Here is a 25,874-nt window from a genome sequence, read left to right on the forward strand (position 1 = left end):
AGAGGAAGCGATGTCAAGCTCTACTGGACTTCCGCCACGGGTAGGCTTACGGTGAAACAACTGCCTTTCCCGCGTCCTGCGCTTGTCACGGCGACCTCTCCCCCTTGCAGCTGGACGAGGTGCTTGACTAGCGCCAAGCCGATCCCCAAGCCATCGCGATGCATCGTCGGGGCACGATGATCGTCCTGAACAAAAATCTCGAAAATCGAACGAATCGCCTCAGGTTCAATGCCAATACCGTTGTCCTTGACGTGAACCATGATGGCCGACCTGCTGCGTTCGAGTTCCACCGTAATCGCCCCGAACTGAGGCGTGTATTTGGCCGCATTGTTCAGCAGGTTTCCAACTACCTGCACCATCCGATCTTTGTCGACATGGACGTAGCAAGGTTCCGTACCAAGACCCATTTCCAGGGAGTGGTCGCGTTTGCTCAACAGGGGACGGTGCATATCGACGGCCAGCTCAATCGCCTCGCGCAGGTCAAAACGCTTGGTTTGCAGATGAATTTTTCCGTGTTTGATGCGCGAGATGTCCGTTAGGTCATCTACTAAACGCCGCAACAGGTCGAGTTGCCGCTTGATCCGTTCAACCGTCATCTGCACAACTTCGTCGCGTGTCGATGGCAATAGCGACAGGAGATTCGTTCCGGTTACGATCGCCCCAAGCGGATTTCGTATTTCGTGTGCGAGCGTCGCCAGGAAGCGGTCCTTTTTCAGATCCATTCGGCGCAGTTGCTCGATGAGCCGAAGCCGGTCCGCTTTAGCCCAGGCCCCATCAACCACCTGACGGGCCAGACTCACGTCATCGGCACTCCACGAATTACCGTCCTGCCGTCCAATTACCAGGCACGCCACAACGCGTCCTTCGGTGAGTATCGGGAGAATGAGTTGGGAAAAACGCCCTGGCAGCCCCGGCTTAAGTGGGAACTCGAAAGGGACCTCCTCGTTGCGAAAGACAGGCTCCGCGGACTGATCCAATTCATCCCTCACCGAGTTGACCCATGCAGGGCGCAATGATCCCGTTAGTGCCTTTTGCCCGTCGCGCGCCCAGCCACGATAGGTAGACGTTGTGCCGCGCACCTCAGCAAAGCCGCAAAACGCTGCATCCAGATAGGTTCCTAGCGCTTGAACGGCATGCAACAAAACTTCATTCTCAGTCGTGGCCGTATTCGTCGCGCGGGCGATCTTGTCCACAAGCTGTAGCCGAGCCTCGCGCTGCAGCCGGTCTGTGACATCGTAGGAGACGGCTAGAGCAAGGTGTGGACCGTTCGAGCAGGGGATGTAGGTGCCGTATGTGGCAAAGTGCCGGCCACCGGCCTCGTGTTCGCGAAACACCGGTTCTCCACGCAACATAGTCTCGTAGTCGGCAATCACAGTCGGTAGATCTGACGGCGGGACGACCTGAGACAGATGCTTGCCTTCGAATTGAGTCGAGTCCAATCCTGTGTTGCGTAAGGCAGGCCCATCGGCCAGAACATAGCGCAGATCGCTGTCGACCAGAAACACCGCGCCATGCGGGATATGGCTCGCAATAGCCCGATAGAGTAGCTTGTCCTTTTCCACTTCCCTGGTCTGGGTAACCTCGTCAAAGATGGTGACGACCTGGTCCAGTCTCCCTTGTGGATCGTACACTGGCGACGAGCGCACGGTCAGGATGATGCGTTCATCCCCGCGTTGATACAGCATGTCGACCGGACCTATTTGCCGCCCGATTTGAAACGCCATGACCGACGGGTACTCATCCGCCTCGTAAGGCCGGCCATCCGGGTGAATGGCCGTGTAGTTTTTTTCGATATCCTGGACCGCGTCCTTTGGCAGCTGATCCATGCCCAGCAGCTCTGAGGCCTTCGGATTCTGGTATAGGATCGTGCCTTCAGGATAGCCAACTATGGCCAGGCCCGTCGGTAGCGTATCGAGTACGGCGTCGAGCCGCACCCGTTCAGCGCGCAGCTGGGTTTCGACAAGTGTACGCCGCGCGACCTCTTGCGCCAGTGAATGCGTGAGCTTGTCCGATTCCATGCGAGCTAATTGCTCCTTCGTCGTTTCCGTGCAGACCACCAAGATTCCGCCCACGGACGCGCCCACGTAGATAGGACTGTAACCATAGGTCCACCAACGTTCGACTGTTGTTGAGTCACCTTCCAAGGTCGTGAACTTCTGGTTCTCGTGCCATGTCGACCCCTGTCCCGACATCACGAAATCAATTTGCGGCTGAACCAGGTTCCATGCTTCAGGATAAACGGTGCGGACCGGCAATCCGAATGCTGTGTCGCGCTGCGCCTCCGGCAGCAGATCACGATAGGCATCGTTATAGAAGTGAATGAGTTCCCCACCCCACCAGAGGGCCATCGGCTGATGCGTGTTCAAAATCAGCGACAGAGCGTTTTTTAGCTCGCTTGGCCAATTTTCCGGCAAACCGACCGGCGTGCACGTCCAGTTCACAAAGCTTAAAAGTGCATTGACGCGGTGTGTCCCGGGAACGAAGGATGTACCGTTCTGATGTATCGGCATAGGTGTCACGTTCATGTGTACTCAGGCGCGCCGAGTCGACTTTGGGCTGTCGCGCGAAATAGGCAGCAATTGGCGATCTTACCAAATTCGGCTTGCAGTCCAGAAAGCGCGCCATCGCAAGCTGTTGACTAAATTGAAGATGCAATAGCTTCTGAACAACAAATACGCATTTTCGTTAAATCTTGATATAGACGCCCTACTAGTTGACCGACCAAGCTGGACCGAAGCGGATGAATGACAGCACGATCGACACTTAGACCTGACCGCGGGTAGGGAGCCTATCGGGCGAAAAATCACTTACGAGAGCCAAATCCGGTGATAGTTGAGCTGCATCCAAACTTGCTGTTAAGGTTCACAAACTACCGATTTTGGCCGAAGGCGGCCTTTCAGCCCAGCCTTCTCAACGCTTTGCATCACGCTTTTCGCTTCAGGCTTAACCACAAGCAGCAGACCATCTGGCAGGGAATACCCGTCACCGCAAGGTCTGGCGGCCGAAGGTCTAGCGCCGGTCGCCCTTCGCACGCACCAGGTAGTTGCGCAGGTCATCGAAGCTCACGGCGCCACGGCGCCCGGTGTCGATCTCATCGAAATGCCTGGCAACGAAGCCGAAGTTCTTCGCCTCGTCGACCGACAGGCTGCCGTTGCCGTCGACGTCAGCCGCCCGGAACTGCTTCTCCAGCTTGGCCAGTGCCTGCGCGCTCAGCGCCGCGCCAGTTGCCGCCGGCGCTTCGGCCGGACGGGTACGCAGCGCCGGCGGCACCGTGCCGTCGACACCGATCGGCGCCTGGGCGGCGGCGGCGGCCGCTGTACCCACAAGTATTAAAAACAGATACATGGTTTTCATTGTGCCACCGATACGCTGTTGTAGAAGGCGCGCAGATCGGCTTTCTGGAGGCGGCGCACGCGGTCGTCGAGATAGCTCATGTGCCCGCTGTCGTAGTTACGGATCTGGATGCCGGCGCCCACGCCCAACCGCGCCAGGTCGAGCTCGGTCTGGTAGAACGGCGTCGCCAGGTCATGGTAGCCGCCCATGGCGAGGACCTTCATGGCGGGATTGAGGGTCAGGGCCGCGGCCAGGTCCGGGATCGTGTCCGGCAGCGCCTTGCCGTCATGGCTGAAGTTCCATAGGTTCAGCACGTTGTTGGAGCCCAGGTAGGGCGTGATCGCGGTATAGCGCAGTTCGGTCTCGAGATACGTTCGGATGGTGCTATTGAAGACATTGCCGATCAGCGTCAGCGAAGGGTCGCCGCCGGCCGCCAGCGCACTGCCGATAGGCGCCCGGACCCGGGCATCGTAGCGCCCGATCACCTGCCCCGGCTGCAGGCGCGCGCGGTAGGCGCCCGGCACCATCGAAAAATCCTGGCGCCAGGTCAGCACCGGCAGACCGGTATAGCCGGCCAGCTGCGTCAGGGTAGCATCGCTCGGCGGCGCGCCGCTGGCCAGGAAAGGACCGACCTCGCTGCGGTAAGGGCCGGCGGCGAACTCGCGCACCCGCTGCAGTACCGACGAGAAGTCGGTCGGCAGGCTGCCGCCATTTTGCTGGTAGGCGGACACAGCCGCATAGCTCGGGAGATAGCCTTCGCAGCTGACCTGTCCGGGATCGAACACGCCGCAGTTGGCGTTGTAATTCATGGCGGGCGATTGCAGCATGACGCCGGCCACGCGCACCCCGGCGGTTTCCAGCAGGTTGGCCAGCACGGCCGTGCGCGGCCCCCCGTAGGATTCGCCGAACAGGTAGACCGGCGAGGCCTGCCGGTTGTTGGCGGCGAGATAGCGGCGCACGAAGTCGCGGAAGCCCGCTGCGTCCTGGTCGACGCCCCAGAACTGGGCATTGGTGCGCGGTGCGATCGCCTGCGAGTAACCGGTGCCGATGGCGTCGACGAAGACCAGGTCGGAATGGTCCAGCAGCGTTTCCTGGTTGTCGACCAGCGCCGGCGCAGTCACGGGCGGCTCGGTGGACGGAAAGGTGGTGGCCAGCCGGCGCGGCCCGAAGGAACCCAGGTGCAGCCAGATCGACGCCGAACCCGGCCCGCCGTTGTAGAAGAAGGTAATCGGTCGCTGCGCCGCCGGCAGTGCGCCGGCGGTGTAGGCGACGTAGAAGAAGGATGCCGCGGGCTGCCCGGTCTGCAGGTCGGTGGCCGTCAGGTGGCCGGTAGTGGCGGAATAATCAAGCGGACGGCCCTCCAGGGTGATGCGCGTCTGGACCGTGGCGGCGTTCTCCGTCGCGCTGGCCAGTGCGCCCGAGGCCGCGCCCGAATAGATGACCGGATCGGCGTAGCTACCCGGCAGCGCCGCGACTGGCGGCGGCGGGGGTGGCGTCACTACCACCGGCGGCGCGGGTACCGGAGAACCGCCGCCACCGCCGCCGCATGCCGCATGCCGCCAGGGTGGCTACCAGCAGGATGCTGGCCAAGTTGGATACCGGGCCGCCGCAATGCGGCCTTTGCGCAGAACCTTGAGTGGCCAAGATCGTCCTCTTGGATAACTGTTGAGTATGGCGCCGATTATGCGCCGACTGAGGAAAAACTCAACAATAATCCCGACGTTCGCAGGGTCTCGATCATGCCCGCCAAGCTGCATAGATTCGCAGGACGGCAGGACCGGAATCAGGCTGGACGCCCGCCCCCTGTCCGCCGCGCACGCAACACGAAGCGCGCCGGATCGAGCGCGTCGACCAGCGCGGATTCCAGCGGCAGCGGCTCGCCCTCGAGCTGCGCCGCCAGCAGTTCGGCTGCAAGCGGCGCCCAGATCAGGCCGCGCGAGGCATAGCCGAGCAGGCAGTGCAGGCCGGGATGGCGCGGGACGTCGCGCAGGCGTTCGGTGGCGCCGGCGGCGGCGAAATCCGGCAGGCGGCCGACCAGTGGCAGGCGGTCCGGGGCCACGCAGCGAAAACCCACGCGCCCTGCCAGCGGTACGCCTTCGGCTGCGAGCGGATCGGACACCAGGCCGCGCAGGCGGTCGATGTTCTCCTGCTGGCTCGATGCGCGCAGGCCCGGGTCCTCGTCGAGGTCATAGGTGGCGCCGGCGCAAAGGATGCCGCCCGCCGCCGGGGTCAGGTAGGCTTCGCGGCACAGCACCAGCGGCAGGCTGGGTGCGGCGCCGCCTGGCAAATGGGTGACCTGCCCGCGCAGCGCGGCCAGCGGCAGGTCGGCCGATTGCGCCAGCCGGCGCGCGCCGGCGCCGCCAGCCAGCACCACGGTCGGCGCACCTGCGACGACCGTTCCATCTTCGGCGCGCGCCAGCCATTGGCCGTCTTCATTTTCGAGCGCGACGCTGCCCACGCCGAAGCGCCGCGTGAGGCGATCGCCGCAGGCGGCCAGCATTGCTTCACACACGCTGCCGGGACGCGCCCAGCCGCCCTGCCCGAACAGCCAGGCGCCATCCGGTGCGGGAAGGCCGAGCAGTGCTTCAGCTTCTATCTGTTCGAGCCAGCGCGCGAACTCCGGCGGGTAGTTTCCTTCGCGTGCGATGACACGCGAGACTTCCGCATGATCGGCGTCGCGCGCCAGTTGCAGCACGCCGCAGGCCTGGCCTTCGATGGCGCCGTCGATACCGCCCAACTGGCGCCAGGCCCTGAGCGCGTACAGGTAGGCGGCGCGGGTCAGGCGGGTCGGGATGTTGTCGTCGCGCGAGAGCAGCGGCATGAAGATGCCGGCCAGGTTGCCGGAGGCTTCCATGGCGGGCGCCGGGTGGCGCTCGACCAGGGTGACTTCCCAGCCGCGCAAACACAGTGCGGCGCAGGCGGCCGCACCGGCCAGGCCTGCGCCGATGACTAGCGCGCGCCGTTCGGGGACGGGTGGCACCGGCAGGCGCGGCTTGCGGCTGGCGAAGACGGCTTCGTTATCGCTGCCGAACACGAAGCCCTGCCCCGCCAGCGCCGCGCGCTGTTCCTCGTCCAGCGCGGTGGCGGACAGGCGCGCTTCAGCCGCGACGATACGCGCGAGCGGGCGCACGAAGCCGGCGCCAGGGACGGCATCGAGGAAGACGGCATCGGGCTGCGCGCTTAGCTGCACCAGCGCTGCATCGAGCGGCATGGCCAATAAGGTCAGTGTCAGGCGCGGGTCGTCCTGCGGGATACGGTGAAAGCCAGGCTGCAGCTCCGTCGTAAGCGCCACGATGTGCAGCCGCGCCGGCCGATCCGGATCGGCATACCAGTCGGCCTGCAGCGCGCGCGCCTCTGCGCCGTCGCCGTAGCTTGTGGCGAACACCGTATAGCGTTCGCGGCCACGCCAGTGCGCGCGCAGGTCCATGTCAGCGTGCCGCGTGGCGACGCCCGGCGCGCCGGAAGCAGGTTCGGTCATGGTCGTCCACCATCCCGATGCCCTGCATGTAGGCGTAGATGATGGTCGAGCCGACGAACTTGAAGCCGCGCTTGGCCAGGTCCTTCGAGATGCGGTCCGACAGCTCGGTCTTCGCCGGGCGCGCGCCATCGGGCCAGTCGTTGACGATCGGCTTGCCGTCGACCCAGCCCCACAGGTAGGCATCCAGTGTCAGTCCCTGCTCGCGCATGACGAGGTAGGCCTTGGCATTGGTGATCGCCGCCGCCACTTTCAGGCGGTTGCGCACGATGCCGGCGTTGGCCAGCAATTCGGCGGTCTTGGCGTCGCCGTAGCGTGCGATGATTGAAGCGTCCCAGCCATCAAAGGCGGCGCGGTAGGTATCGCGCTTGTTCAGGATGGTCTCCCACGACAGGCCGGCCTGCGCGCCTTCGAGGTTGAGCATCTCGAACAGGGTGGTCTCGTCGTGGCAGGGCACGCCCCACTCGTGATCGTGGTAGGCCAGATAGCGCGGGTTGGCCATGTTGGCCCAGGAGCAGCGGGTAGGGGTAAGCGAAGCGGTCATTGCAGGAGTATAAATCAGCCGCGGTTTGCCATCACCGCGGCCAGCCCATCGACGCCGCGCCGGATGTCCTCCGGACCGACCGCCGAAAACCCCAGCAGCAAACCCGGATCGACCGCGCATGCCGGCACTGCCTGCGGATTCGCGTAATAGGCCAGCGGGCGCAGTTCGATGCCGGCATCCAGCGCCGCCTGCGCCACGCGCGCTTCATCAGGGAAGCTGCCATTGGCATCGGGGCGGAAATGCACGCACAGATCCAGGCCCGCATCCGACGGCCCGCAGCGCAATCGGTCGCCCAGGCGCGTATCGATCGCGCCGAGCAGTGCCTCTCGCCGCTCGGCGTAGGCCTCGCGGGTGCGCCGGATGTGGCGTGCAAAATGGCCTTCGCCGATGAAATCCGCCAGCACCATCTGCGGCACGATGGCGCTGTGGCGGTCGACCACGGCCTTGGCGCGCGCCAGCGGTTCGGCCAATGCAGGCGGCGCCACCACATAGCCCAGGCGCAGGCCGGGGAACAGCACTTTCGAGAGCGTGCCGACGTAGATCACGCAGCCGGCGCTGTCCAGGCTTTGCAGCGAAGCCAGCGGCGGGCCGGTGTAGCGGTATTCGCTGTCGTAATCGTCCTCGATGACCCAGGCGCGGTTTGCGACCGCCCAACGCAGCAGCGCGAGGCGCCGGCCCAGGCTCATGGTGACGCCTAGCGGCAGCTGGTGCGAGGGCGTGGCGAACACCATGCGCGCATCCGGGTAGTGGGCCGCGCCATAGGCCACGTCCATGCCCTCGGCATCCACCGGCACCGTGCAGATGCGCGCGCCGGCCACCGTCATCGGGGCGCAGGCGCCCTGGTAGCCGGGCGACTCGACCCAGACGCCGTCGCCGGGCGCCAGCAACAGGTGGGCCAGCAGGTACAGCGCCTGCTGCGAGCCGGAGGTGATCACAATCTGCTCGGGCGTGCACACCACGCCGCGCGAGGCGCGCAGGTAGGCGCACAGGAGCTCACGCAAAGGCTGGTAGCCGGCGGGCTCGCTGTAGCCGAGGTGGGGACCGGGGCGGCGCAGCGCCCGCAGTTCGAGCTTGCGCCAGACGTCGAAGGGGAACAGGTCCAGGCCCGGCATGCTGGGGCGGAAGGCGCGCACCGGGCCGTCGTGGTAGCGCACCCGCGACATGGCCGCGGCCATTGCGGCGCCGCGTTCCGGCAAGGGGCGCAACAGGCCGGCGGGAGAAGACGGTGCATGTCGGGCCACCGGCAGCGCCGCGTCCACGAAAGTGCCCCGCCCGACCCCGCCGCACAGGTAGCCTTCGGCCGTGAGCTGCTCGTAGGCGGCCAGCACGGTCTGGCGCGATACCTCCAGCATTGCCGCCAGGTCACGCGTGGCAGGCAGGCGCGCGCCGGGAGCCACCCTGCCCTGCAGGATGGCGTCCTTCAGCCAGGCGTAGAGCTGGCGGAACAGTGGGGTCGCGCCGGCGCGGTCCAGAGGAAGCGTGGCAAAGAGGTCGTGGATGTGCATAAAATTGGTACGCCCATCTTCGCGCGGATTGGTACTTTGAGCAAGCCAAGCCGCTGCCTATGATGATGGTTCGACCACAATGGGGGACCAATGAAACAGTTTGAAGCACAGGTGAGCTGGCAGCGTGCCGGCCAGGCTTTCCTCGACGGGCGCTACAGCCGCGCCCACGACTGGCAGTTCGACGGCGGCCTGCGCGTGCCCGCTTCGTCCTCACCGCTGTCGGTGCCGGTGCCGATGTCCGACCCGGCGGCGGTCGACCCGGAAGAAGCCCTGGTGGCCGCCGCGTCGAGCTGTCACATGCTGTTCTTCCTGTCGATCGCGGGGCAGCGCGGCTTCACGGTGGACAGCTATGTCGACCGCGCCGTCGGCTTCCTCGACAAGGACAGCGAAGGCCGCATGGCCATGACGCGCATCGAGCTGCGCCCCGCCATCGTATTCGACGGCGAAGTTCAGCCGACCAGCACCGAACTGGACGAAGTCCACCATCTCGCCCACGAGCGCTGCTACGTCGCCAATTCGCTCAAGACCGAAGTCGTCGTCGTGGGAGGCAGCTGATGTACCTTCCGCCCCGCCACCGCCAGCCGGACCCGCAAGCGATGCAGGCACTCATCGCCGGGCACGCGCTCGGCATGCTCGTCACCCACGACGGCGAATTGCCGGATGCCGACCACCTGCCTTTCGAATTTGTCGAATCCGAACCGCAAGGGGTGCTGCGCGCGCACGTCGCCCGCGCCAATCCGGTGTGGCGCCGCGCCGGGCAGCCGGTGCTGGTGGTGTTCCGCGGCCCGGCCAGTTACATACCGCCGGATCAGAACGAAAAGGCGGCCACGGGTGGGCGCGTGGTGCCGACCTGGGATTACCACGTGGTGCACGTGCACGGACGCCTGCGGGCGGTGGGAGATCCAGCCTGGCTGCTAGGCCTCCTTCACAGCCAGACCGGCCACCACGAAGCCACGCAGGCGCAGCCATGGTCGGTCGCGGATGCGCCGCCGGCCTATATCGACGGCATGCTCAAGGCGATCGTCGGGATCGAGATTGTTATCGAGCGCATCGAGGGGAAATGGAAGGGCAGCCCGCAGGCTTAGCGAGAATCGTAGGGTGGGCGGATTCTCCGCCCACGCTGTGATTGGTACCCGCTCCGCCCACGCTGTGATTGGTACCCGCTCCGCTCACGTGCCGGATGATCTCTCTGCAAACTATCACCGCGTGGGCGGGAGACCCGCCCACCCTACGGGTAGCCGACGGTTTTTACTTCGTCGGTGCGCCCGCCGTTCCCATGGTGGAGCGTCCGGATTTGGCGATCATTTCTTCGGCCATGATCAGGTGCTGCTCGACGATCGGGCGGATCTTGGTCACCAGCGCCTTGACCTCGGGATCCTTCAGGTCATCGAGGTGGTCTTTGAGCTTGCTGTGGGTGTCGAGGTGGTCGGTACGACCCGACTGCTTGATATAGGTGCGGTTGAAGATCTCGCCTTTCAGGGCCTGCAGCATCGCCGACTTGGCCTTGTACTTCACGTTCAGTTCGGTGGGCAGTTCCACGCCCTTGGCCTTGGCCAGCGCCTGCACTTCGGCCTGGGCCTTGGTGTGGTCGTCGACCATGCGCTGGGCGTAGCCCTTGACGTCGGGATTGGCGCTCTTGCTGAGCGCAATTTTTGCGGTCGCGATCTCGGCCATGTTGGCCATGGCCAGGTCGGCGAGCGCGTCGCGATCTGCGTCGGACAGCTTGGCGGCCGGCGCGGGTGCAGTAGCAGGCGCCGCTGCGCCCTGGGCTGCCGGGGCAGTCTGGGCCTGGGCCGGCGCAAGGCCGAACATCGCCGCGGCGAGCGAGGCTGCGAGCACGGTGTGGATGCGCTGTGTTTTCTGCATGTGATTCTCCTTGACGCACGGATGCGCCGACAGGACGCGAACGTCCCGCCGGCGCGGTGCTGATGACTAGCCGGCAAACCCGCTCGATCGCGCGCTCACCTGCCTATTGAACTGCTTGTTGAACTGCTTATTTGCCCGACGTCGTACCGGATTTGGCCATCGACATCTGCTGGGCCGCCTTCAGGTGCTGCTCGACGGTCGGCATGGTCTTCTCGGCGGCTGCCTTCACATCCGGATCCTTGGCGTTCTTGGAGATCGACTTCAGCTTGGCATGGGTCGCCTTGTGGTCAGCCAGCCCAGCCTGCTTCATGTAGGCCTTGTCGAAGGCGTCGCCGCTGAGCTTTTCCAGCTTGGCCGACATGGCCTTGTGCTTGGCATCGAGCTCGGTCGGCAGGGTCACGCCTTTCGACTGCGCCAGCGCCTGGATTTCGGCCAGCGCCTTGCCGTGGTCGTCGACCATCTGCTGGGCGAAGGTCTTGACCTCGGCATTCTGCGACTTGCTCAGCGCCAGCTTGCCGGTTTCGACTTCGGCCATGTCGGCCATTGCCATGTCCATGATGCCCTTCTTGTCCGCCGCGGTCAGCTTGGCCGCGCCCGAACCGGTGGCGCCCGCGGCGCCCGATGCGCCCGAGCTGGTCTGTGCGGTGTCGGTGGCGCCGGTATGCGGCTTGGCGCCGTCGGCGTGGGTCATGCCCTTGGCCCCGGCAGTGGCGCTGCGGTCTTCCATGCCCTGGCTGCTGGTATTGTTGACGGTGCCGTCAGCGGCAGTCTTGCCGGTCATGTTCTGTTTGCCGGTTGCCGTCTGGTTGGTCATCGACTGCGCGGTCTGGCCGCTGGTTTGCGCCTGCACGCCGAATGCACTGAACATGGCGGCGACTGCTGTCACTGCGAGCAATTTCTTGACGACTTGGTTTTTCTGCATGGTGTTCTCCTGTTTTTTTGACTGGCCCGGGTTGCCGCTCCTGGATTAACCGGGCGGCGTTCCTGTTTTTGACATCGGCTGATGTCGAGCGAATCGAGTGTAGACCCGCAAGTAACGGAACAGCGCACGTTAGCCGTATTGCAACATTTCGTGTTCCAGATGGTGTGAAAACGGGCTCGGCGGACAGCCGGGATACGCTGCCGTCCCGTGCGCCCTGCCGGGCCGCGCGGCGTATAGTGGACGCAAGCGGCCGACGGCCGCGGAGGAGGTCACGATGAAATCCGATTTGTCGCCCACTGGCGCCTGGCATGGGCTACCGCTGAGCCCTGCGCAGAACCGCGAAGTGCTCAACTACATCCAGCGTTGCGAGCGCGCCGGCGTCGCCTGGGACACGCCCGCGCTGCGCGACATGCTGCACGATATGCTCCATCCGCCCGAGGTCATGCTCGACGGCGGCGAGGAGCTCACGCAATACGCTGAAAACGAAGTCTTCGCAGCCACCCACGAGGAACCGGACGAGCGGCCGGTCGACGACGCGCCCTGACAAAAGCGGGTTTCGTCAAACGCCTGTCACAATCGGCAGGCAGACTAGGCCTGTCCTTGGGAAGGGATGCTGGCGGCGTGAGCTGCCCTACCGGCGCCGGCGGTCGGGAAATATACCGGCACCAATTTAATTAAAGCAACGGAATCAGGATGTCGTAGGCGTTATCTGGCCGATTGCCATCATCCAGGGTTGGCGTGTAGCGACCATCGTAACGCTCGATGCGCCAGGCGCCTTCATCCGGGGCCATGCCCAGTTGCTCCATCGCGGCGTTGCCGGTCGTGTAGGTGGCCTGCACGCGTGCCATGGGACCGCGGTGCGTCAGCATGGCGTAGCGGCGCTCCGGGATACGGATCGCAATCATGCCTGGCGGCAGTGAATTCAGGTCGGCGACCTCGGTGGCGACGCATTCGAGGTACACCCCGTCTTTTTCTTGCAGGCGCAGGCTGTAGCGCATTCCCTTGGATTCGCCCAGCTCGCTTTCGCGTTCCAGGAAGCTATCCCAGGTATCCGGCAAGTCCGCTTCCAGAACCGAAGACGGACCTGCAAGCGGCAGCCCGGCGAGCTTCATTTCAGGTAGGGTAACGGTTGAGATGTGCATGATATTCACTCTAAGGGGACGAGGAAATTATAGCCTTAACCCTTAGACAATATTGCCATCCGCGCAATCGTGCGCAATCATTTGTCGCTATCAACATTGTATTTGTTGGGAAATTCCCTCAAAACCGTCCGACATCAGCTTCACCTGCCTCCGCCCTTGCCGGAATCCCATCATCCGCCCTCCCGGCATTCCACTCCCGCAATTGTGCAGTTCGTCGCAAACACCACCCGCCCGCAGCGCGTCTCCCTAGAATGGCTTCATACCAAACTTACCGGAGACCACCATGCAACGCCTGATCCTCGCCGCCATCCTGTCCTGCGCATCGCTCAATGCCCACGCCGATGAACAGGTGCGCAGCGTCACGCCGTTCAAGGGCATCAACGTCCATGGCCCGGTCAGCCTCACGGTGGAAGCCGGCAAGGCGTATTCGCTCAAGGTGATCGGCGACCCGCGCTTCATCGACCGCGTGACCAGCGAAGTGGTCAACGGCGAATTGCGCCTGCACATGAAGGACAGCAGCCGCAACAGCATCGAGTCCAGCGACCGCATCGTGGTAACCCTGCCGGAGCTGCAGACCTTCCGCGGCGAAGGCGCGGGCGTCATGCGCTTGAATAAACTGCGCGGCGAGCGCCTCGACGTCAACTACCGCGGCGCCGGCCGCCTGGCCATCGACGGCGAAGTGCGCGAGCTGCGCCTGCGCGCCCAGGGCGTGGGCGAAGTCGATACGAAGGACCTGGTCACCCAGGAAGCCGACGTCAGCTTCGAAGGCATCGGTTCCGTCAGCGTGCATGCCAAGGACAAGCTCAATGCCAAGGTGCAGGGCATGGGCAACCTGACCTATTACGGCAACCCGCGCATCGTGAACAAGTCGGTGTCGGGCATCGGCAGCGTGGTCGCGGTCAAGTAAGCGTCACACCCCGCCCGCTCAGCGGTTGGCGATGTCGAGCAGGACCTCGGCATGGCAGGGCCCATCGAGCGGGCACCAGCAGGCCAGGTTCCTGCCGCGCAGCGCCACTTGCGCCTCTTGCGCTAGCGGCCGGCCGGCCGGGTCTTCAGTTAGCCAGCGGCGGAAGGCGGCGACTGCGTCCGCCACGCTCGGCATCGCGGTGTAGCGGGTGCCGACCGGCGCGCCCGGTGGCGCGTCCGGCACCACCGAGAATGGGTTGCCCCAGCGGCCCGGACGCGCCACCGAGGTGGTATTCGGCGGCAGCTTCCAGCCCTTCTTCCTGCTCCGTTGTACGCGCTCCGGCTGCATGGCGGCTCCTAGATTTTCTCGATCTGCGCGTTGATCCTGCGTAGCGCACGTTCGCTGCGCTCGCTGTAGCGGTCGGTCAGGTATTCGCTGCGGCCGCGCATCAACAGCGTGAACTTGAAGAGTTCTTCCATCACGTCCACCACGCGGTCGTAATAGGCGGACGGACGCATCCTGCCCTCCTCGTCGAACTCCTTGTAGGCCATCGGCACCGAGGACTGGTTCGGGATCGTGAACATGCGCATCCAGCGCCCCAGCAGCCGCATCGTGTTCACCACATTGAAGGACTGGGAGCCGCCGCACACCTGCATTACTGCCAGCGTGCGCCCCTGGCTCGGGCGCAGCGCTCCCTGCTCCAGCGGGATCCAGTCGATCTGGTTCTTCATCACTGCGGTGATCGCGCCATGGCGCTCGGGGCTGCACCAGACCTGGCCTTCCGACCACAGCGACAGCTCGCGCAGCTCGACCACTTTGGGGTGGGTCTCAGGAACGCTACCGGCCATCGGCAATTCCATCGAGTCGAAGATTTTTACTTCGGCGCCGAAGTGTTCGAGGATGCGCGCCGCCTCATAGGTGAGGAAGCGGCTGAACGAACGTTCGCGCAGCGAGCCATACAGCAGCAGGATGCGCGGCGGATGATTCATGTCGCCTTGCTGCGCCAGCTTGTCCATGTCCGGCATGTCGAGCTGGCCGGGGTTGATGTTGGGGAGATTCGGGATCCTGGTCATGGAAGGTCCTTTGTTAACTTAAGCGCAGCGCCAGCGCAGCCAGCGTCACCAGCAGCACCGGCAAGGTCAGCACCAGGCCGACGCGGAAATAATAGCCCCACGAAATGCGGATGCCCTTGCTCGCGAGGACGTGCAGCCACAGGAGCGTGGCCAGGCTGCCGATCGGCGTGATCTTCGGCCCCAGGTCGCTGCCGATCACGTTCGCATAGATCATCGCTTCGCGCACCGCGCCGGTAGTCGTGGTCGCATCGATCGACAACGCGCCCACCAGCACCGTCGGCATGTTGTTCATGATCGAGGACAGCACCGCAGTAATAACACCGGTGCCGAGCGCCGCGCCCCAGACGCCATGCTCGGCGCAGCGCTCGAGCAGCGCCGTCAGGTAGCCGGTCAGGCCGGCGTTGCGCAGGCCGTAGACGACCAGGTACATACCGAGCGAGAACACCACCACCTGCCAGGGCGCGCCGCGCAGCACTTCACGCGTCGCGATCTTGTGGCCGCGCGCGGCCACGGCGAACAGCACCAGCGCGCCAAACGCGGCCACGGCGCTGATGGGCACACCGATTTCGTCGAGCCAGAAAAAGCCCGCCAGCAGCATCGCCAGCACCCACCAGCCGGCGACGAAGGTGGCGCGGTCGTGGATCGCTTCGTTCGGATGGCGCAGCTGCGCCAGGTCGTAGTTTGGCGGGATGTCGCGGCCGAAGAACCACAGAAGCGCCGCCAGCGTTGCCGCGACCGACACCAGGTTCACCGGCAGCATCACGGACGCATAGCGCGCGAAGCCGATGCCGAAGTAATCGGCGGTCACGATGTTCACCAGGTTCGACACCACCAGCGGCAGGCTGGCGGTATCGGCGATGAAGCCGGCCGCCATCACGAAGGCCAGCGTCGCCTTCGGCGTAAAGCGCAGCGCGGCCAGCATGGCGATCACGATCGGCGTGAGGATCAGGGCCGCGCCATCGTTGGCGAACAGCGCCGCCACTGCCGCCCCTAACAGCACCAGCAGGATGAACAGGCGCCGTCCGTTGCCGCCGCCCCAGCGCGCGACGTGCAGCGCCGCCCATTCGAAGAAGCCGGCCTTGTCCAGCAACAGGCTGATGATGATGACGGCCACGAAGGCGCCGGTGGCGTTCCAGACGATGTTCCAGACCACTGGGATGTCGCCGACGGTGATGACCCCGGCCAGCAGCGCCACCAGGGCGCCGAGCGAGGCGCTCCAGCCGATGCCGAGGCCGCGCGGCTGCCAGATGACGAGGACGAGGGTGGCGGCAAAAATCAGGAAAGCGGGCAGCACGGGGGTCAGGCCTCCAGCATGCCGATGCGGTCCAGCTCCGCCTTGAAGCGGGCGCGGTCCTGGCTGAGTGAAGCAAGAGGCAATGCCAGGAAGGCTTCGATGCGGGCACGCAGGATGCCGTAGGCCTTTTCGAATGCGACGGTGATTTCTTCCGGCGTGCCTTCGACATGGCTCGGGTCTTCCACGCCCCAGTGCGTGCGCAGCACAGGACCGAGGTAGGCCGGGCAGGTCTCGCCTGCCGCGCTGGCGCAGACGGTGACGACGATGTCCGGCGTGACTGGCAGGTCGTCCCAGGATTTGCTGAAATAGCCTTCGGTCGGGATGCCCTTCTCCGCCAGCAGCTGCAGGGCACGCGCGTTCAGGCGGCCCATCGGCTGGCTGCCGGCGCTCAGTGCGCGCCAGCCTTCGGGCGCCAGCTGGTTGAAGACCGCTTCGCTGATGAGCGAGCGGCAGGAATTGCCGGTGCAGAGGAAAAGTACGTTCATGGTGGTCATAAAAGAGTGGTCGTAGAAATCAGGTCGTGGTTGCGCAGGAGGGTGCGCCCACCGGCGCGCAGGGGTTACCGCCGCAGCAGTTATCGGTGAGGAAGGCGATCAGGCCGTTCATGGTGTCGAACTGCGCCGCATAGATGATGAAGCGCCCTTCCTGGCGCGGCGCGATCAGGCCTGCGTGGCTGAGTTCCTTCAGGTGGAAAGACAGCGAGGACGAAGGGATGCCGAGCGCCGCGGCGATCTTGCTGGCGGCAAGGCCCGCCGGCCCGGTTTCCACCAGCAGCCGGAACACGGCCAGCCTCGATTCCTGGGCCAGTGCGGCCAGTGCCGCGATTGCGGTTTTGGTGTCCATCAGGGCGTGTCCAATCATTTCCATGTTTATCGAATTATAGCCAAAAGCCTGGCTACCCTTCGAAGATTATCGAAATAATTTGACAGGATGATGACAAGCCGGCACGCATACGCCAGCTGCGGTAGAGTGACGGCTCAGGGAGCTCTCAGGGAGGCCGCCGGTGCGAACCGCGGCCACATCACCGCATCAGGAGAACAGCTTGTCAGCAGCACGCAGGACCATCGGCATCCTCGCCGTCACGCAGATCGTGTCGTGGGGCGCGCTCTACTACGCCTTCGCGGTGCTGGCGCCAAACATCCAGCGCGACCTGGGCATCAATGCCGAAACCGCGTTCGCGGCCTTCTCCTGGAGCCTGCTGGTGGCCGGCATCACGGCCACGCCCATCGGCGCCCTGGTCGACCGCCACGGCGGCCGCTATGTCATGGCGGCAGGCTCGGTGGTCTGCGCCGCCGGCCTGGCCTGGCTGTCGCGCTGCACCACCACGCTATCGTATTTCGGCGCCTGGACCGTCATCGGCCTGGCGATGGCGCTGACGCTCTACGAAGCGGCGTTTGCGACCATCAACCGCAAGGTTCCCATCGGCGCACCGCGCGCCATCTCGACCCTGACCCTGTTCGCCGGTTTTGCCAGCACCATCTTCTGGCCGCTGACGCTCGCCATCGCGTCCCGGCTCGGATGGCGCGACACCTATCTTGCCTATGCCCTGCTGCAGCTCGCGCTCTGCCTGCCGCTGCACCTCTGGCTGGGACGCGACGCCCCCCACCTGCCGGCGGCGCCGGACGCACCACGCGACAGCCACACGCTCGGCGAAGCGGTGCGCCATCCGGCCTTCTGGAAGCTGGCGCTGGCCTTCTCGGCGAATGTCTTCATTTTCTCGGCGCTGGCGGTGCACCTGATCCCGCTGCTGCAGACGCTCGGCCACACGGCGGGCACTGCGGTGCTGCTGGCGGCGCTGGTCGGCCCGATGCAGGTCGCGGGCCGCATCGGCGAGCGCACGCTGGCCAAGGACGCCGCGCCGCAGCTGGTCGGCCGCTTCGTGTTCGCGACCCTGCCCTTCGGGCTGCTGGTGCTGGCGCTGCTTGGGACGCAGGCCTGGGCGGTGGTCGTGTTCTGCCTGCTGTACGGGATGAGCAACGGGGTGCTGACGATCATCAAGGGCACCCTGCCACGGGCCATGTTCGGTCCGCGCCATTACGGCGCCATCATGGGGGCGCTGGCGGCGCCGTCGCTGCTGGCAAAAGCGGCCGGTCCGCTGGTCGGTGCGGCGATCCTGTCGGCCGCATCGGGGCCGATGATGCTGCCGCTGGGGCTGTTCGTGTGTGCGCTGGCGTCGCTGCTGCTCTACCTGTCCGCGATCCGCGCAGCGCCCGCGCCTGCACGCCAGGATGCGCCGGACGAGCGCAAGGCCGCCTGAGAGTAGGCTAGCGCTTCGGCGCATCCATCCGCGGCAGCAGGATCGCCAGGATCCCCAGCAGCGGCAGGAAGGACGCGATCCGGTACACATACTCGATGCCGGTGGTGTCCGCCATCGCTCCCATCGCGGCCGCGCCGATGCCGCTGATGCCGAACATGAGCCCGAAGAACAGGCCGGCGATCATGCCTACCTTGTCCGGCACCAGCTCCTGTGCGAACACGACGATGGCCGAGAATGCGGACGACATCACCAGCCCGATCACCACCGACAGCACCGCGGTCCAGAACAGGTCCGCATACGGCAGCATGAGTGCGAACGGCGCCGCGCCCAGAATCGAAAACCAGATCACGCGCTTGCGGCCGATGCGGTCGCCGATCGGGCCGCCCGCGAAGGTGCCCGCGGCTACCGCGGCGAGGAACAGGAACAGGTACATCTGCGCCGACTCCACCGTCACCCCGAATTTCTCGATCAGGAAGAAGGTGTAATAGCTCGACAGGCTGGACATGTAGATGTATTTCGAGAACACCAGCAGGGCCAGCACCGTGAGCGCCCATAGCACGCGGCCGCGCGACATGCCCGGCCCCGCATGCACCGCGATCTTCCTGGTCGCATTGCGCAGGTGGCCGGCATACCAGCGGCTCACGAACACCAGCACCGCCACCGCCAGCAGCACCAGTAGCATCAGCCAGGCGATCCTGCCCTGCCCGCTGCCGATGATGATGGCCGCTGCCAGCAGTGGACCGAAAGCCGAACCGAGGTTGCCGCCGACCTGGAATAGGGACTGGGCAAAGCCGAAGCGCCCACCCGAGGCAAGGCGCGCGACGCGCGAGGCTTCCGGGTGGAAGGTCGAGGAGCCGATGCCGATCAGGCCTGCCGCCAGCAGCAGCATTGGATAGCTGGGGGCCGTGGCCAGCAGCGCTACGCCACCCAGGGTGACGCACATCCCGAACGGCAGCAGGAAGGGCAAGGGGCGCTTGTCGGTGTACAGGCCGATCCAGGGCTGCAGCAGCGAGGCCGTGCACTGGAAGGTTAATGTGATCAGGCCGATCTGGGTGAAGCTGAGCGCGAATTCCTGTTTCAGCAGCGGATAGATGGCGGGCAGTACGGCCTGCACGCAGTCGTTGAGCAGGTGGACGAAGGCGACCGAGAACAGGATTTGCATGACGGCCGCCGGCGGCGCGGATGCGGCGCCGGCATGCGGCGCAGGAGATGGAGTGGACATGGAAGGAAGCTGGAGGCGATCTTGCGAGTGTACTATGCAAAGATCATATGCATCGCAGGCCCTCCAGGCACACATCCTTTGCCTGCCGGGCTCCCCGTGCAAATATTCTTTGCACGTCCACGCAGCTCAGGGCTACGCAGTAGCGTTCAACAGCGGCTGCCAGTTCCTGAACCACGCATCTGCCGCCGGCTCCCACGGAAACACCCCTGCCGTATTCGGGAACACGATCTGGTGCGCGCGGAATCCCGGGCCGTCGTACAGCCACCATGCCCAGCCCATGTACTCCCGATAATGCGCGGGCGACACCTCGACGATCTCGCATTCGAAGCCGCCGCCGAGCAAGCCCGCGACGCGCGCACCGGGAACGATCCTCTGTCCTGCTTTCATCAAGGCATAGCAGGCATTGATCGCGGCCTGGGCGACCTCGTGGCGCAGGCCCACCACGATCATTTCGGGCAACCCGAGCGACTGACCGATGCCGATCGAATAGGAGAATGGCGGCAGCGCGCCGTCTTCAGCCACGCTGAGGATGTGCAGGCCATAGGTGTCGATGTCGTGCAGCGCCTTGCGCTCGGCGGCATGCTCGTCGCAGCCTGTCTGCCAGCGTTGCCATGTCGCGCCCACCGCACTGCGCAGCGCGCTCCAGCCGCGCGGCAGGTCGCCGACCTGGGCCAGGGTAGGATCCGCGCTGACCATCGCCCTGACGCTGCGCAGGACACACTTCCCGGGCATGTCGGTCGTCGCATCCAGGAACTGCCAGCCGCCATCGGCGTCGTGCGTGACCTGGAGCACCGGCAGGCGTCCTTGTGCGACCTCGGCCGTGCAATAGGCGCCCGCATCCACGCCTTCTTCCAAGGGCGAGGAGGTGGGCCTCAGGGTATCCAAGCGGGCATGCATCGACATCAATACTCCAGGACAATTATCGAAGAATAGCGCGATCAGGCCAGGCATGGCGTTTCGTTTCGTCGAAGGCCGCCAAGGAGGGAAAACAGTGTGTTGCTGTATTTGGACAATCGATTGGCGGGTAGTCGCCTTCCGAAGGAAAATGAGGCGCTGGTGACATCCTGCCGGCCGTTGGCTCTCACATAAGATGAGATCAGAATCATTATAAATCAATTACTTAGTAGGGAAGCTCTCGGATAAGTTGAGATCAATACTCACATAAGATGAGATTGTTCAGCAAATTCTCACATAAGTTGAGATCATTCGGATTGCGTGTTTTTCAGGCAATTCGACCCGCTACTTGCAGAACGATTCAAACTTGAATCCAGTCATGCGCCGCTAATGCATGGCGACCAGCCTCGGCTCGAGGATCGACAAACGGTCGCGCAAGATATCCAGATGCAGATCCCCACCCGGCGTCAGCACCTTCTTCGGGCTCGTGCCATCTCGATGATTTCTGCTGCTATCGCCTTCACTGGCAAGGTGATGCGTCAACTCTGCTGACAGCATGCGTTCGGCCAGCGTCTTTTTCAAGTGCCCGGCCAGGCCAGATCTCCCAAGGATCGATTCTGCGGCCTTGTTCTCAACTTGAGCGAGCAGCTGGTCGATCAGCTCGACTTGGAACGGGCACGGCTCTTTAGACTTCTTCGGCTTCTTGGTGGTCATTTCGTCGGTCATGGAATCCTTTCGGTACTAAATCATGACCTCGTTCCCCACCGAAAATCTGGCAGGCTCGGCGTACCTTTTTCTGTCACGTCGACCGCGCGCGCGGTCTGGTTCGGCAGTTATACACACAAGCGTATCTCAAGATACTGAATCGGCAGGCTGACGCCCGCCCGGTTCCTGCACAGATTGAGAGCCGATTTCGTGAACCTACTGGCTGAGTCAGTGCGCGATTACCCCATAACATAAATCTATCCGACACAGATTCCCATGAGCTGTTTCGACTATAAGCAAGTGAACACCCCTGCGGCTTAGTAAAAATGAGTGTCGAGACACTACGACTAGATTGCAGGGACGGCTTCACTTTCTTCCCGCTACCCCGCAAGTATCCAAGGTTGCTGCTAAACAGATTTTCTTAAAATAAATAAATCTTAATTTCAATTTCTATTTCAATTCAGGAACACAGTGTTGTCGAACTATTTTACACTTGTCATATTGCTCCCTTTCAAGCGTACGCAAAACTGTTAATAACCAATCGCTTGGCGCAACTGGCTTGATTTATGCTTTACATCTTATGCTTAGGTTACGTTGAATTTATACGAAACCTTTGCACACCCCGCTATTAATTCCACTACGAAAGTTATGCCAATCTACTGGGAGAAAAAAGTGAAAATAGTAAAAATAGTGGCACTCTGGATGTGTACGCTCGGGTCAGCACTAACGTATGGCACAGCCTGGTCTGCGCCGATTCTTGGATCATCGGGATCGTTTGCGGTCCTAGGAGCATCCGCAGTGACTAACACGGGTGCGACTACAATATACGGGGATTTAGGAGTCTTTCCGGGAAGTTCCATCACTGGTTTGGCAACCATTACCCTAACCGGATCGGTACATCAAACCGACGCCGTTGCACAGCAAGCGCAAGCGGATGCATTGTCTGCATCTAATTTCCTAGGCTCTCTGGCTCCGACTCTCGACCTTACTGGGCAAGACCTCGGCGGGATGGTGCTTACCCCTGGAGTTTACCGTTTCGCGTCTTCGGCCCAACTGACGGGTCTCCTTACACTCGACGCGCAGAATAACCCAAATGCCCGTTTCGTATTCCAGATTGGTAGCACTCTAACCACCGCTAGCGCATCAAGCGTTAACGTCATAAATGGAACCGGAGGAACTGGTCTTTACTGGGACGTTGGCAGTTCCGCAACGCTGGGTACGAGCACTGTATTTGCAGGAAACATTTTGGCGGACCAAAGTATCACGCTTAATACGACGGCGAAAATTTTGTGCGGCCGGGCCATTGCTCTGAACGGTGCTATCACTATGGATACGAATACAATCTCCAACGATTGCGCAGGCGGAGGCCAATTGGGGAGTGGACGTACTGACTATGGAAGTATCGGGTTCGATAGCGGCGGGGATGCCAGCGAAGTTCCGGAGCCAGCCTCGCTCTTGCTCATGGGATTAGGGGGACTCGGTCTTTGCCGCAGCGTAATGCGGAGAAAGTCATAATCGCAGAAGCGATGTGGTGATAACCATGTCAAGTAAATGTGACCTCATCTGGGAGATTTCATCAAAGGCGTTTGGTTGTAGGCAGCGCTAATAAATTAGCAACTTGCGCGACTTGCCCTTCACCTCGACCCCTGCCGTTAAGACTCTTCGTGATCGTCTAAGCCGGTTCGCTTCAAAGCCCCGTGAAGAACCTTTACGGAACTTCACGGGTTGGCGATGAGCGGATAATAAGGAATCCGGATGCTGGCGACCCATTCGGACACTAGTTCTGATTGCGGATCAACGTGCGTACGGCCACGATTTATTATGAAACATATGCGTCAAAAAAGGGGTTTGCTCGCCGTTTTCACGACTAATGGGCTGGTTTGCCAAGCGTAGTGTATCAGGTGTGATTCTCAAGGGGCTGAATCTTCGATCAGTTAATTACGGCGGAGAGCCGTGCGGATTGATTGTCGCCCTAGGAGCGCACTGCTATATGCTGCATGTACCGGCGCTGCAGCGGACACTCATCCTTTGGTTTAAGCCACGCGCTGGGCGCAGCAGTCCGTCGATTGAGGTGTTGCTGATCCGTGGTCTATGCGCCGTCGTTTCCGTAATCGTGCCACTTTCGGATGATGTCAACGTTTGGATTGGACGTATCACGGTTAGCCCAAAAGACCTTGCTCGGATAGCGGAGCGTCTACGACCGGACGACGCGCCACCGGAAGTGCCGCTGTGGTCGGATAATCGAGTGCGGCCCCAACCAATGCATGATTAACCTCGAAATGAAGCACGCCCTGGTCAGCTACCGATCGTTGGAGGAGAGCACGGAGCTCAACCTGCTGTCGAACCGGCGGACCCCGCTGAACTGAGCAATTTAGCGTTTCAAGCGGCTTGTTTCGGCGATACGAAACGAGGCCCGATGGCGCAGTTGCTCAAAAAACGCGCAATCTGAATATTCTCAACTTATATGAGATTTTGCTGAATAATCTCATCTTATGTGAGATTTTTCATGCTAATTCTTTGATTCCGTCATTTCCTAATCTCAACTTGTGTGAGATCCAACGCCGGCACCGCGCCTCCCTTCAATGGATCAGTCGAACTGGCTGAAATCCGGCTTGCGTTTCTGGAAGAAGGCGGTAAACGCTTCCTTCGCTTCCGGCGCCAGCAGCATGGCTGCGAAGCGTTCGTTCTCGGCTGCGATCGCAGCTTCGATGGCGTCGATGCGCGGACGCTTCATCAGCGCCTTGGTGGTGCGGATCGATGCGGCCGGCAGCGCCACCAGCTTGGCAGCCTGTTGTTCGGCGAACGCGCGCAGCTCGCTAGCCGGCAGCACGCGGGTGACCATGCCTATTTCGAGCGCTTCCTGGGCGCCGAAGGCTTCGCCCAGCAGCAGCTTCTCGGCGGCGCGTGCATAGCCCGCCGATTGCGTCACCAGCAGCGATGAGCCGAATTCCGGGCACAGGCCGAGCTGGGTGAAGGGCATCGAGAACTTGGCGTTGTCGGCCGCATAGACCAGGTCGCAGTGCATCAGCATCGTGGTGCCGATGCCGATGGCGGCGCCGGCGACTGCTGCGACGACCGGCTTGGTCGAGCCGTGCAGCGCGCGCATGAACTGGAAGACCGGGCGGGCTTCGGCCGGGACGCCCGGCACCGGGGCCGAGTTCTTCATGAAGTCGTCGAGGTCGTTACCGGCGGTGAAGATCTCCGGCTTGCCGGCGATGAGGATGGCGCGCACGGCGCTGTCTTGTTCGGCGTCGACGAGCGCATCGGCCATGGCCTGGTACATCACGCCGGTGATGGCGTTCTTGCGTTCGAGGCGGTTGAATTCGATGGTGAGCAGGCCGGCGGCCTTGGTGATCAGCATGTCCATATTCAGGAGTCTCCCATTATTTTTTGACGTTGGATGACCGCGTGGGCGGGAGACCCGCCCACCCTACGTGTCGCAATATGTCGACGTTGTAGGGTGGGCGGGTTCCCCGCCCACGCGGTGATACGTGACGGCGGCATCAACGTACACGCCGATGCGGCCACCCTCTGGATTTAAACGCGCTCGATAATCCCGGCCGCGCCCATACCTGCGCCGACGCACATCGTCACCATGCCGTACTTCAGGTTGTTGCGGCGCAGTGCGTGCACGACGGTCGCGGCGCGGATGGCACCGGTGGCGCCCAGCGGGTGGCCCAGCGCAATCGCGCCGCCCATCGGGTTGACCTTCGACGTATCCAGGCCCAGGTCGCGGATCACGGCCAGCGCTTGCGCGGCGAAGGCTTCGTTCAGCTCGATCCAGTCCAGCTGGTCCTGGGTGATGCCGGCAGCGGCCAGCGCCGCAGGGATCGCGACCTTCGGGCCGATGCCCATGATTTCCGGCGGCACGCCGCGCACGGCGAAGGACGAGAACTTGGCCAGCGGAGTCAGGTTGTGCTCGCGCAGGATCTTCTCGCTGACGACGATCAGCGCACCGGCGCCGTCCGACATCTGCGACGAGGTGGCGGCGGTGACCGAACCCTTGGCCGCGAACACCGGCTTGAGCTTGGCCATGCCTTCCATCGTCGCTTCGGCGCGCGGGCCTTCGTCCAGGTCCACGGTGCGGCGCTTCACGGTGATCTCGCCGGTCGCCAGGTTCGGCGTGCGGGTGATGATCTCGACCGGGGTGATCTCGTCCTTGAAATAGCCGGCCTGCTGGGCGGCGATGGCGCGGCGGTGCGATTCCAGGCCGAAGGCGTCCTGGTCTTCGCGCGAGATCTTCCACTGGTTGGCCACGTTTTCCGCGGTCAGGCCCATGCCGTAGGCCAGGCCCACGTTCTCGTCCTTGAAGGTGTCCATGTTGATCGACGGGTGGTGGCCCATCATCGGCACCATCGACATCGATTCGACGCCGCCGGCGATCATCACGTCGGCTTCGCCGACACGGATGCGGTCGGCCGCCATGGCCAGGGCGGTGATACCCGAAGCGCAGTAGCGGTTGACGGTGACGCCGCCCACGGTGTTCGGCAGGCCTGCCAGCACCACGGCGTTACGCGCCACGTTGAAGCCCTGCTCCGCTTCCGGGAACGAGCAGCCGACGATGGCGTCGATGATCAGGGCCGGGTCGAGGTTCGGCACGGCGGCCATGGCGCCGCGGATCGCGTGCACCAGCAGGTCGTCCGGACGGGTTTTGTTGAAGAAGCCGCGCGGCGCCTTGCCGATCGGGGTGCGGGTGGCTGCGACGATGTATGCGTCTTGAAGTTGTTTGCTCATG

General features: G+C 63.4%; 24 protein-coding genes and 1 pseudogene. 6 read left to right on the forward strand and 19 right to left on the reverse strand.

All coding sequences use genetic code 11. The features are described 5' to 3' along the window. Positions 1-20: 20 nt before the first annotated feature. The 6 genes from HGB41_RS12735 to pdxR form a co-directional block, all read right to left on the reverse strand. The gene (locus HGB41_RS12735) at positions 21-2,525 is read right to left on the reverse strand and encodes a sensor histidine kinase (RefSeq protein WP_171084942.1); all 2,505 of its coding nucleotides are present in this window, start codon (positions 2,523-2,525) and stop codon (positions 21-23) included. Between the two features lie 484 nt (positions 2,526-3,009). Continuing rightward, positions 3,010-3,354, reverse strand: a complete 345-nt coding sequence (locus tag HGB41_RS12740; protein ID WP_171084944.1) for a PLC family EF-hand domain-containing protein — start codon at positions 3,352-3,354, stop codon at positions 3,010-3,012. Then, positions 3,351-4,832 (reverse strand): S10 family peptidase, encoded by a 1,482-nt coding sequence (locus HGB41_RS12745; protein ID WP_371868517.1) that lies wholly within the window; start codon positions 4,830-4,832, stop codon positions 3,351-3,353. The genes HGB41_RS12740 and HGB41_RS12745 overlap by 4 nt, the downstream gene beginning before the upstream one ends. A gap of 284 nt (positions 4,833-5,116) precedes the next feature. Beyond that, the gene (gene mnmC1, locus HGB41_RS12750; protein ID WP_229423013.1) at positions 5,117-6,811 is read right to left on the reverse strand and encodes an FAD-dependent 5-carboxymethylaminomethyl-2-thiouridine(34) oxidoreductase MnmC1; all 1,695 of its coding nucleotides are present in this window, start codon (positions 6,809-6,811) and stop codon (positions 5,117-5,119) included. Beyond that, positions 6,762-7,352: a DNA-3-methyladenine glycosylase I gene (locus HGB41_RS12755; protein WP_171084948.1), complete on the reverse strand. Its 591-nt coding sequence runs from the start codon at positions 7,350-7,352 to the stop codon at positions 6,762-6,764. Before HGB41_RS12755 ends, mnmC1 begins: the two co-directional genes overlap by 50 nt. A 14-nt stretch (positions 7,353-7,366) precedes the next feature. Then, positions 7,367-8,857 carry a MocR-like pyridoxine biosynthesis transcription factor PdxR gene (gene pdxR, locus HGB41_RS12760; protein WP_171084950.1) on the reverse strand — a complete coding sequence of 497 codons (1,491 nt, stop codon included), beginning with the start codon at positions 8,855-8,857 and terminating at the stop codon, positions 7,367-7,369. A gap of 90 nt (positions 8,858-8,947) precedes the next feature. On the opposite strand from pdxR, the gene HGB41_RS12765 reads away from it, so the two are divergent. Together HGB41_RS12765 and HGB41_RS12770 are read left to right on the forward strand one after the other, a co-directional pair. Beyond that, positions 8,948-9,412, forward strand: a complete 465-nt coding sequence (locus HGB41_RS12765; protein ID WP_171084952.1) for an OsmC family protein — start codon at positions 8,948-8,950, stop codon at positions 9,410-9,412. Further along, positions 9,412-9,942, forward strand: a complete 531-nt coding sequence (locus HGB41_RS12770; protein WP_171084954.1) for an FMN-binding negative transcriptional regulator — start codon at positions 9,412-9,414, stop codon at positions 9,940-9,942. Before HGB41_RS12765 ends, HGB41_RS12770 begins: the two co-directional genes overlap by 1 nt. A gap of 163 nt (positions 9,943-10,105) precedes the next feature. Here the strand turns inward: HGB41_RS12770 and HGB41_RS12775 are convergent, their stop codons facing one another. Beyond that, positions 10,106-10,723, reverse strand: a complete 618-nt coding sequence (locus HGB41_RS12775; RefSeq protein ID WP_171084956.1) for a DUF4142 domain-containing protein — start codon at positions 10,721-10,723, stop codon at positions 10,106-10,108. A gap of 127 nt (positions 10,724-10,850) precedes the next feature. Continuing rightward, positions 10,851-11,645 carry a DUF4142 domain-containing protein gene (locus HGB41_RS12780; RefSeq protein ID WP_171084958.1) on the reverse strand — a complete coding sequence of 265 codons (795 nt, stop codon included), beginning with the start codon at positions 11,643-11,645 and terminating at the stop codon, positions 10,851-10,853. Positions 11,646-11,919: 274 nt separating this feature from the next. Here HGB41_RS12780 and HGB41_RS12785 point away from each other — a divergent pair, with 274 nt between their 5' ends. After that, the gene (locus HGB41_RS12785; protein WP_171084960.1) at positions 11,920-12,189 is read left to right on the forward strand and encodes a hypothetical protein; all 270 of its coding nucleotides are present in this window, start codon (positions 11,920-11,922) and stop codon (positions 12,187-12,189) included. A gap of 130 nt (positions 12,190-12,319) precedes the next feature. Here HGB41_RS12785 and HGB41_RS12790 read toward each other — a convergent pair whose 3' ends face one another. Further along, positions 12,320-12,787, reverse strand: a complete 468-nt coding sequence (locus tag HGB41_RS12790) for a GyrI-like domain-containing protein (RefSeq protein WP_171084962.1) — start codon at positions 12,785-12,787, stop codon at positions 12,320-12,322. Positions 12,788-13,070: 283 nt separating this feature from the next. Between HGB41_RS12790 and HGB41_RS12795 the strand changes: the two genes are divergently transcribed. Continuing rightward, a complete protein-coding gene (locus tag HGB41_RS12795) occupies positions 13,071-13,694 on the forward strand; it encodes a GIN domain-containing protein (RefSeq protein WP_171084964.1) in 624 nt (207 codons plus the stop codon). A gap of 18 nt (positions 13,695-13,712) precedes the next feature. Here the strand turns inward: HGB41_RS12795 and HGB41_RS12800 are convergent, their stop codons facing one another. Genes HGB41_RS12800 through HGB41_RS12820 form a run of 5 tightly spaced genes read right to left on the reverse strand, consistent with a single transcriptional unit; the run spans position 13,713 to position 16,904 of the window. After that, complete coding sequence (locus HGB41_RS12800; protein WP_171084966.1) at positions 13,713-14,042, reverse strand: DUF4326 domain-containing protein; 330 nt, start codon at positions 14,040-14,042, stop codon at positions 13,713-13,715. An 8-nt stretch (positions 14,043-14,050) separates the two neighbouring features. Then, complete coding sequence (gene arsH, locus HGB41_RS12805) at positions 14,051-14,767, reverse strand: arsenical resistance protein ArsH (protein WP_171084972.1); 717 nt, start codon at positions 14,765-14,767, stop codon at positions 14,051-14,053. A 13-nt stretch (positions 14,768-14,780) separates the two neighbouring features. Then, on the reverse strand, positions 14,781-16,061 hold the full coding sequence (locus tag HGB41_RS12810; protein ID WP_171084974.1) for an arsenic transporter: 1,281 nt from the start codon (positions 16,059-16,061) through the stop codon (positions 14,781-14,783). A 5-nt stretch (positions 16,062-16,066) separates the two neighbouring features. Next, positions 16,067-16,546: an arsenate reductase ArsC gene (locus tag HGB41_RS12815; RefSeq protein WP_171084975.1), complete on the reverse strand. Its 480-nt coding sequence runs from the start codon at positions 16,544-16,546 to the stop codon at positions 16,067-16,069. Positions 16,547-16,574: 28 nt separating this feature from the next. Further along, a complete protein-coding gene (locus tag HGB41_RS12820) occupies positions 16,575-16,904 on the reverse strand; it encodes an ArsR/SmtB family transcription factor (RefSeq protein WP_171084977.1) in 330 nt (109 codons plus the stop codon). 199 nt (positions 16,905-17,103) lie between these two features. Here HGB41_RS12820 and HGB41_RS12825 point away from each other — a divergent pair, with 199 nt between their 5' ends. Then, a complete protein-coding gene (locus HGB41_RS12825; protein WP_171084979.1) occupies positions 17,104-18,318 on the forward strand; it encodes an MFS transporter in 1,215 nt (404 codons plus the stop codon). A 7-nt stretch (positions 18,319-18,325) separates the two neighbouring features. Here HGB41_RS12825 and HGB41_RS12830 read toward each other — a convergent pair whose 3' ends face one another. From HGB41_RS12830 to HGB41_RS12840, 3 genes and pseudogenes are all read right to left on the reverse strand, one after another. Continuing rightward, entirely contained in the window at positions 18,326-19,540 is a 1,215-nt protein-coding gene (locus tag HGB41_RS12830) for an MFS transporter (RefSeq protein ID WP_171084981.1), read from the reverse strand. Between the two features lie 132 nt (positions 19,541-19,672). Continuing rightward, positions 19,673-20,491 carry a DUF4262 domain-containing protein gene (locus tag HGB41_RS12835; protein WP_212760932.1) on the reverse strand — a complete coding sequence of 273 codons (819 nt, stop codon included), beginning with the start codon at positions 20,489-20,491 and terminating at the stop codon, positions 19,673-19,675. A 333-nt stretch (positions 20,492-20,824) separates the two neighbouring features. Further along, a pseudogene (locus HGB41_RS12840) lies at positions 20,825-21,160 on the reverse strand (transposase); the annotation flags it as partial. A gap of 681 nt (positions 21,161-21,841) precedes the next feature. Between HGB41_RS12840 and HGB41_RS23980 the strand changes: the two are divergent. Beyond that, a complete protein-coding gene (locus tag HGB41_RS23980; protein WP_371868524.1) occupies positions 21,842-22,654 on the forward strand; it encodes an ice-binding family protein in 813 nt (270 codons plus the stop codon). A 1,072-nt stretch (positions 22,655-23,726) separates the two neighbouring features. Here HGB41_RS23980 and HGB41_RS12850 read toward each other — a convergent pair. Both HGB41_RS12850 and HGB41_RS12855 read right to left on the reverse strand, forming a co-directional pair. Beyond that, on the reverse strand, positions 23,727-24,506 hold the full coding sequence (locus tag HGB41_RS12850) for an enoyl-CoA hydratase (RefSeq protein WP_171084985.1): 780 nt from the start codon (positions 24,504-24,506) through the stop codon (positions 23,727-23,729). 170 nt (positions 24,507-24,676) lie between these two features. After that, positions 24,677-25,873 (reverse strand): acetyl-CoA C-acyltransferase, encoded by a 1,197-nt coding sequence (locus HGB41_RS12855; RefSeq protein ID WP_171084987.1) that lies wholly within the window; start codon positions 25,871-25,873, stop codon positions 24,677-24,679. Position 25,874: the final 1 nt, after the last annotated feature.

It is taken from the genome of Telluria aromaticivorans, assembly GCF_013003915.1.
GTDB lineage: Bacteria > Pseudomonadota > Gammaproteobacteria > Burkholderiales > Burkholderiaceae_D > Telluria > Telluria aromaticivorans.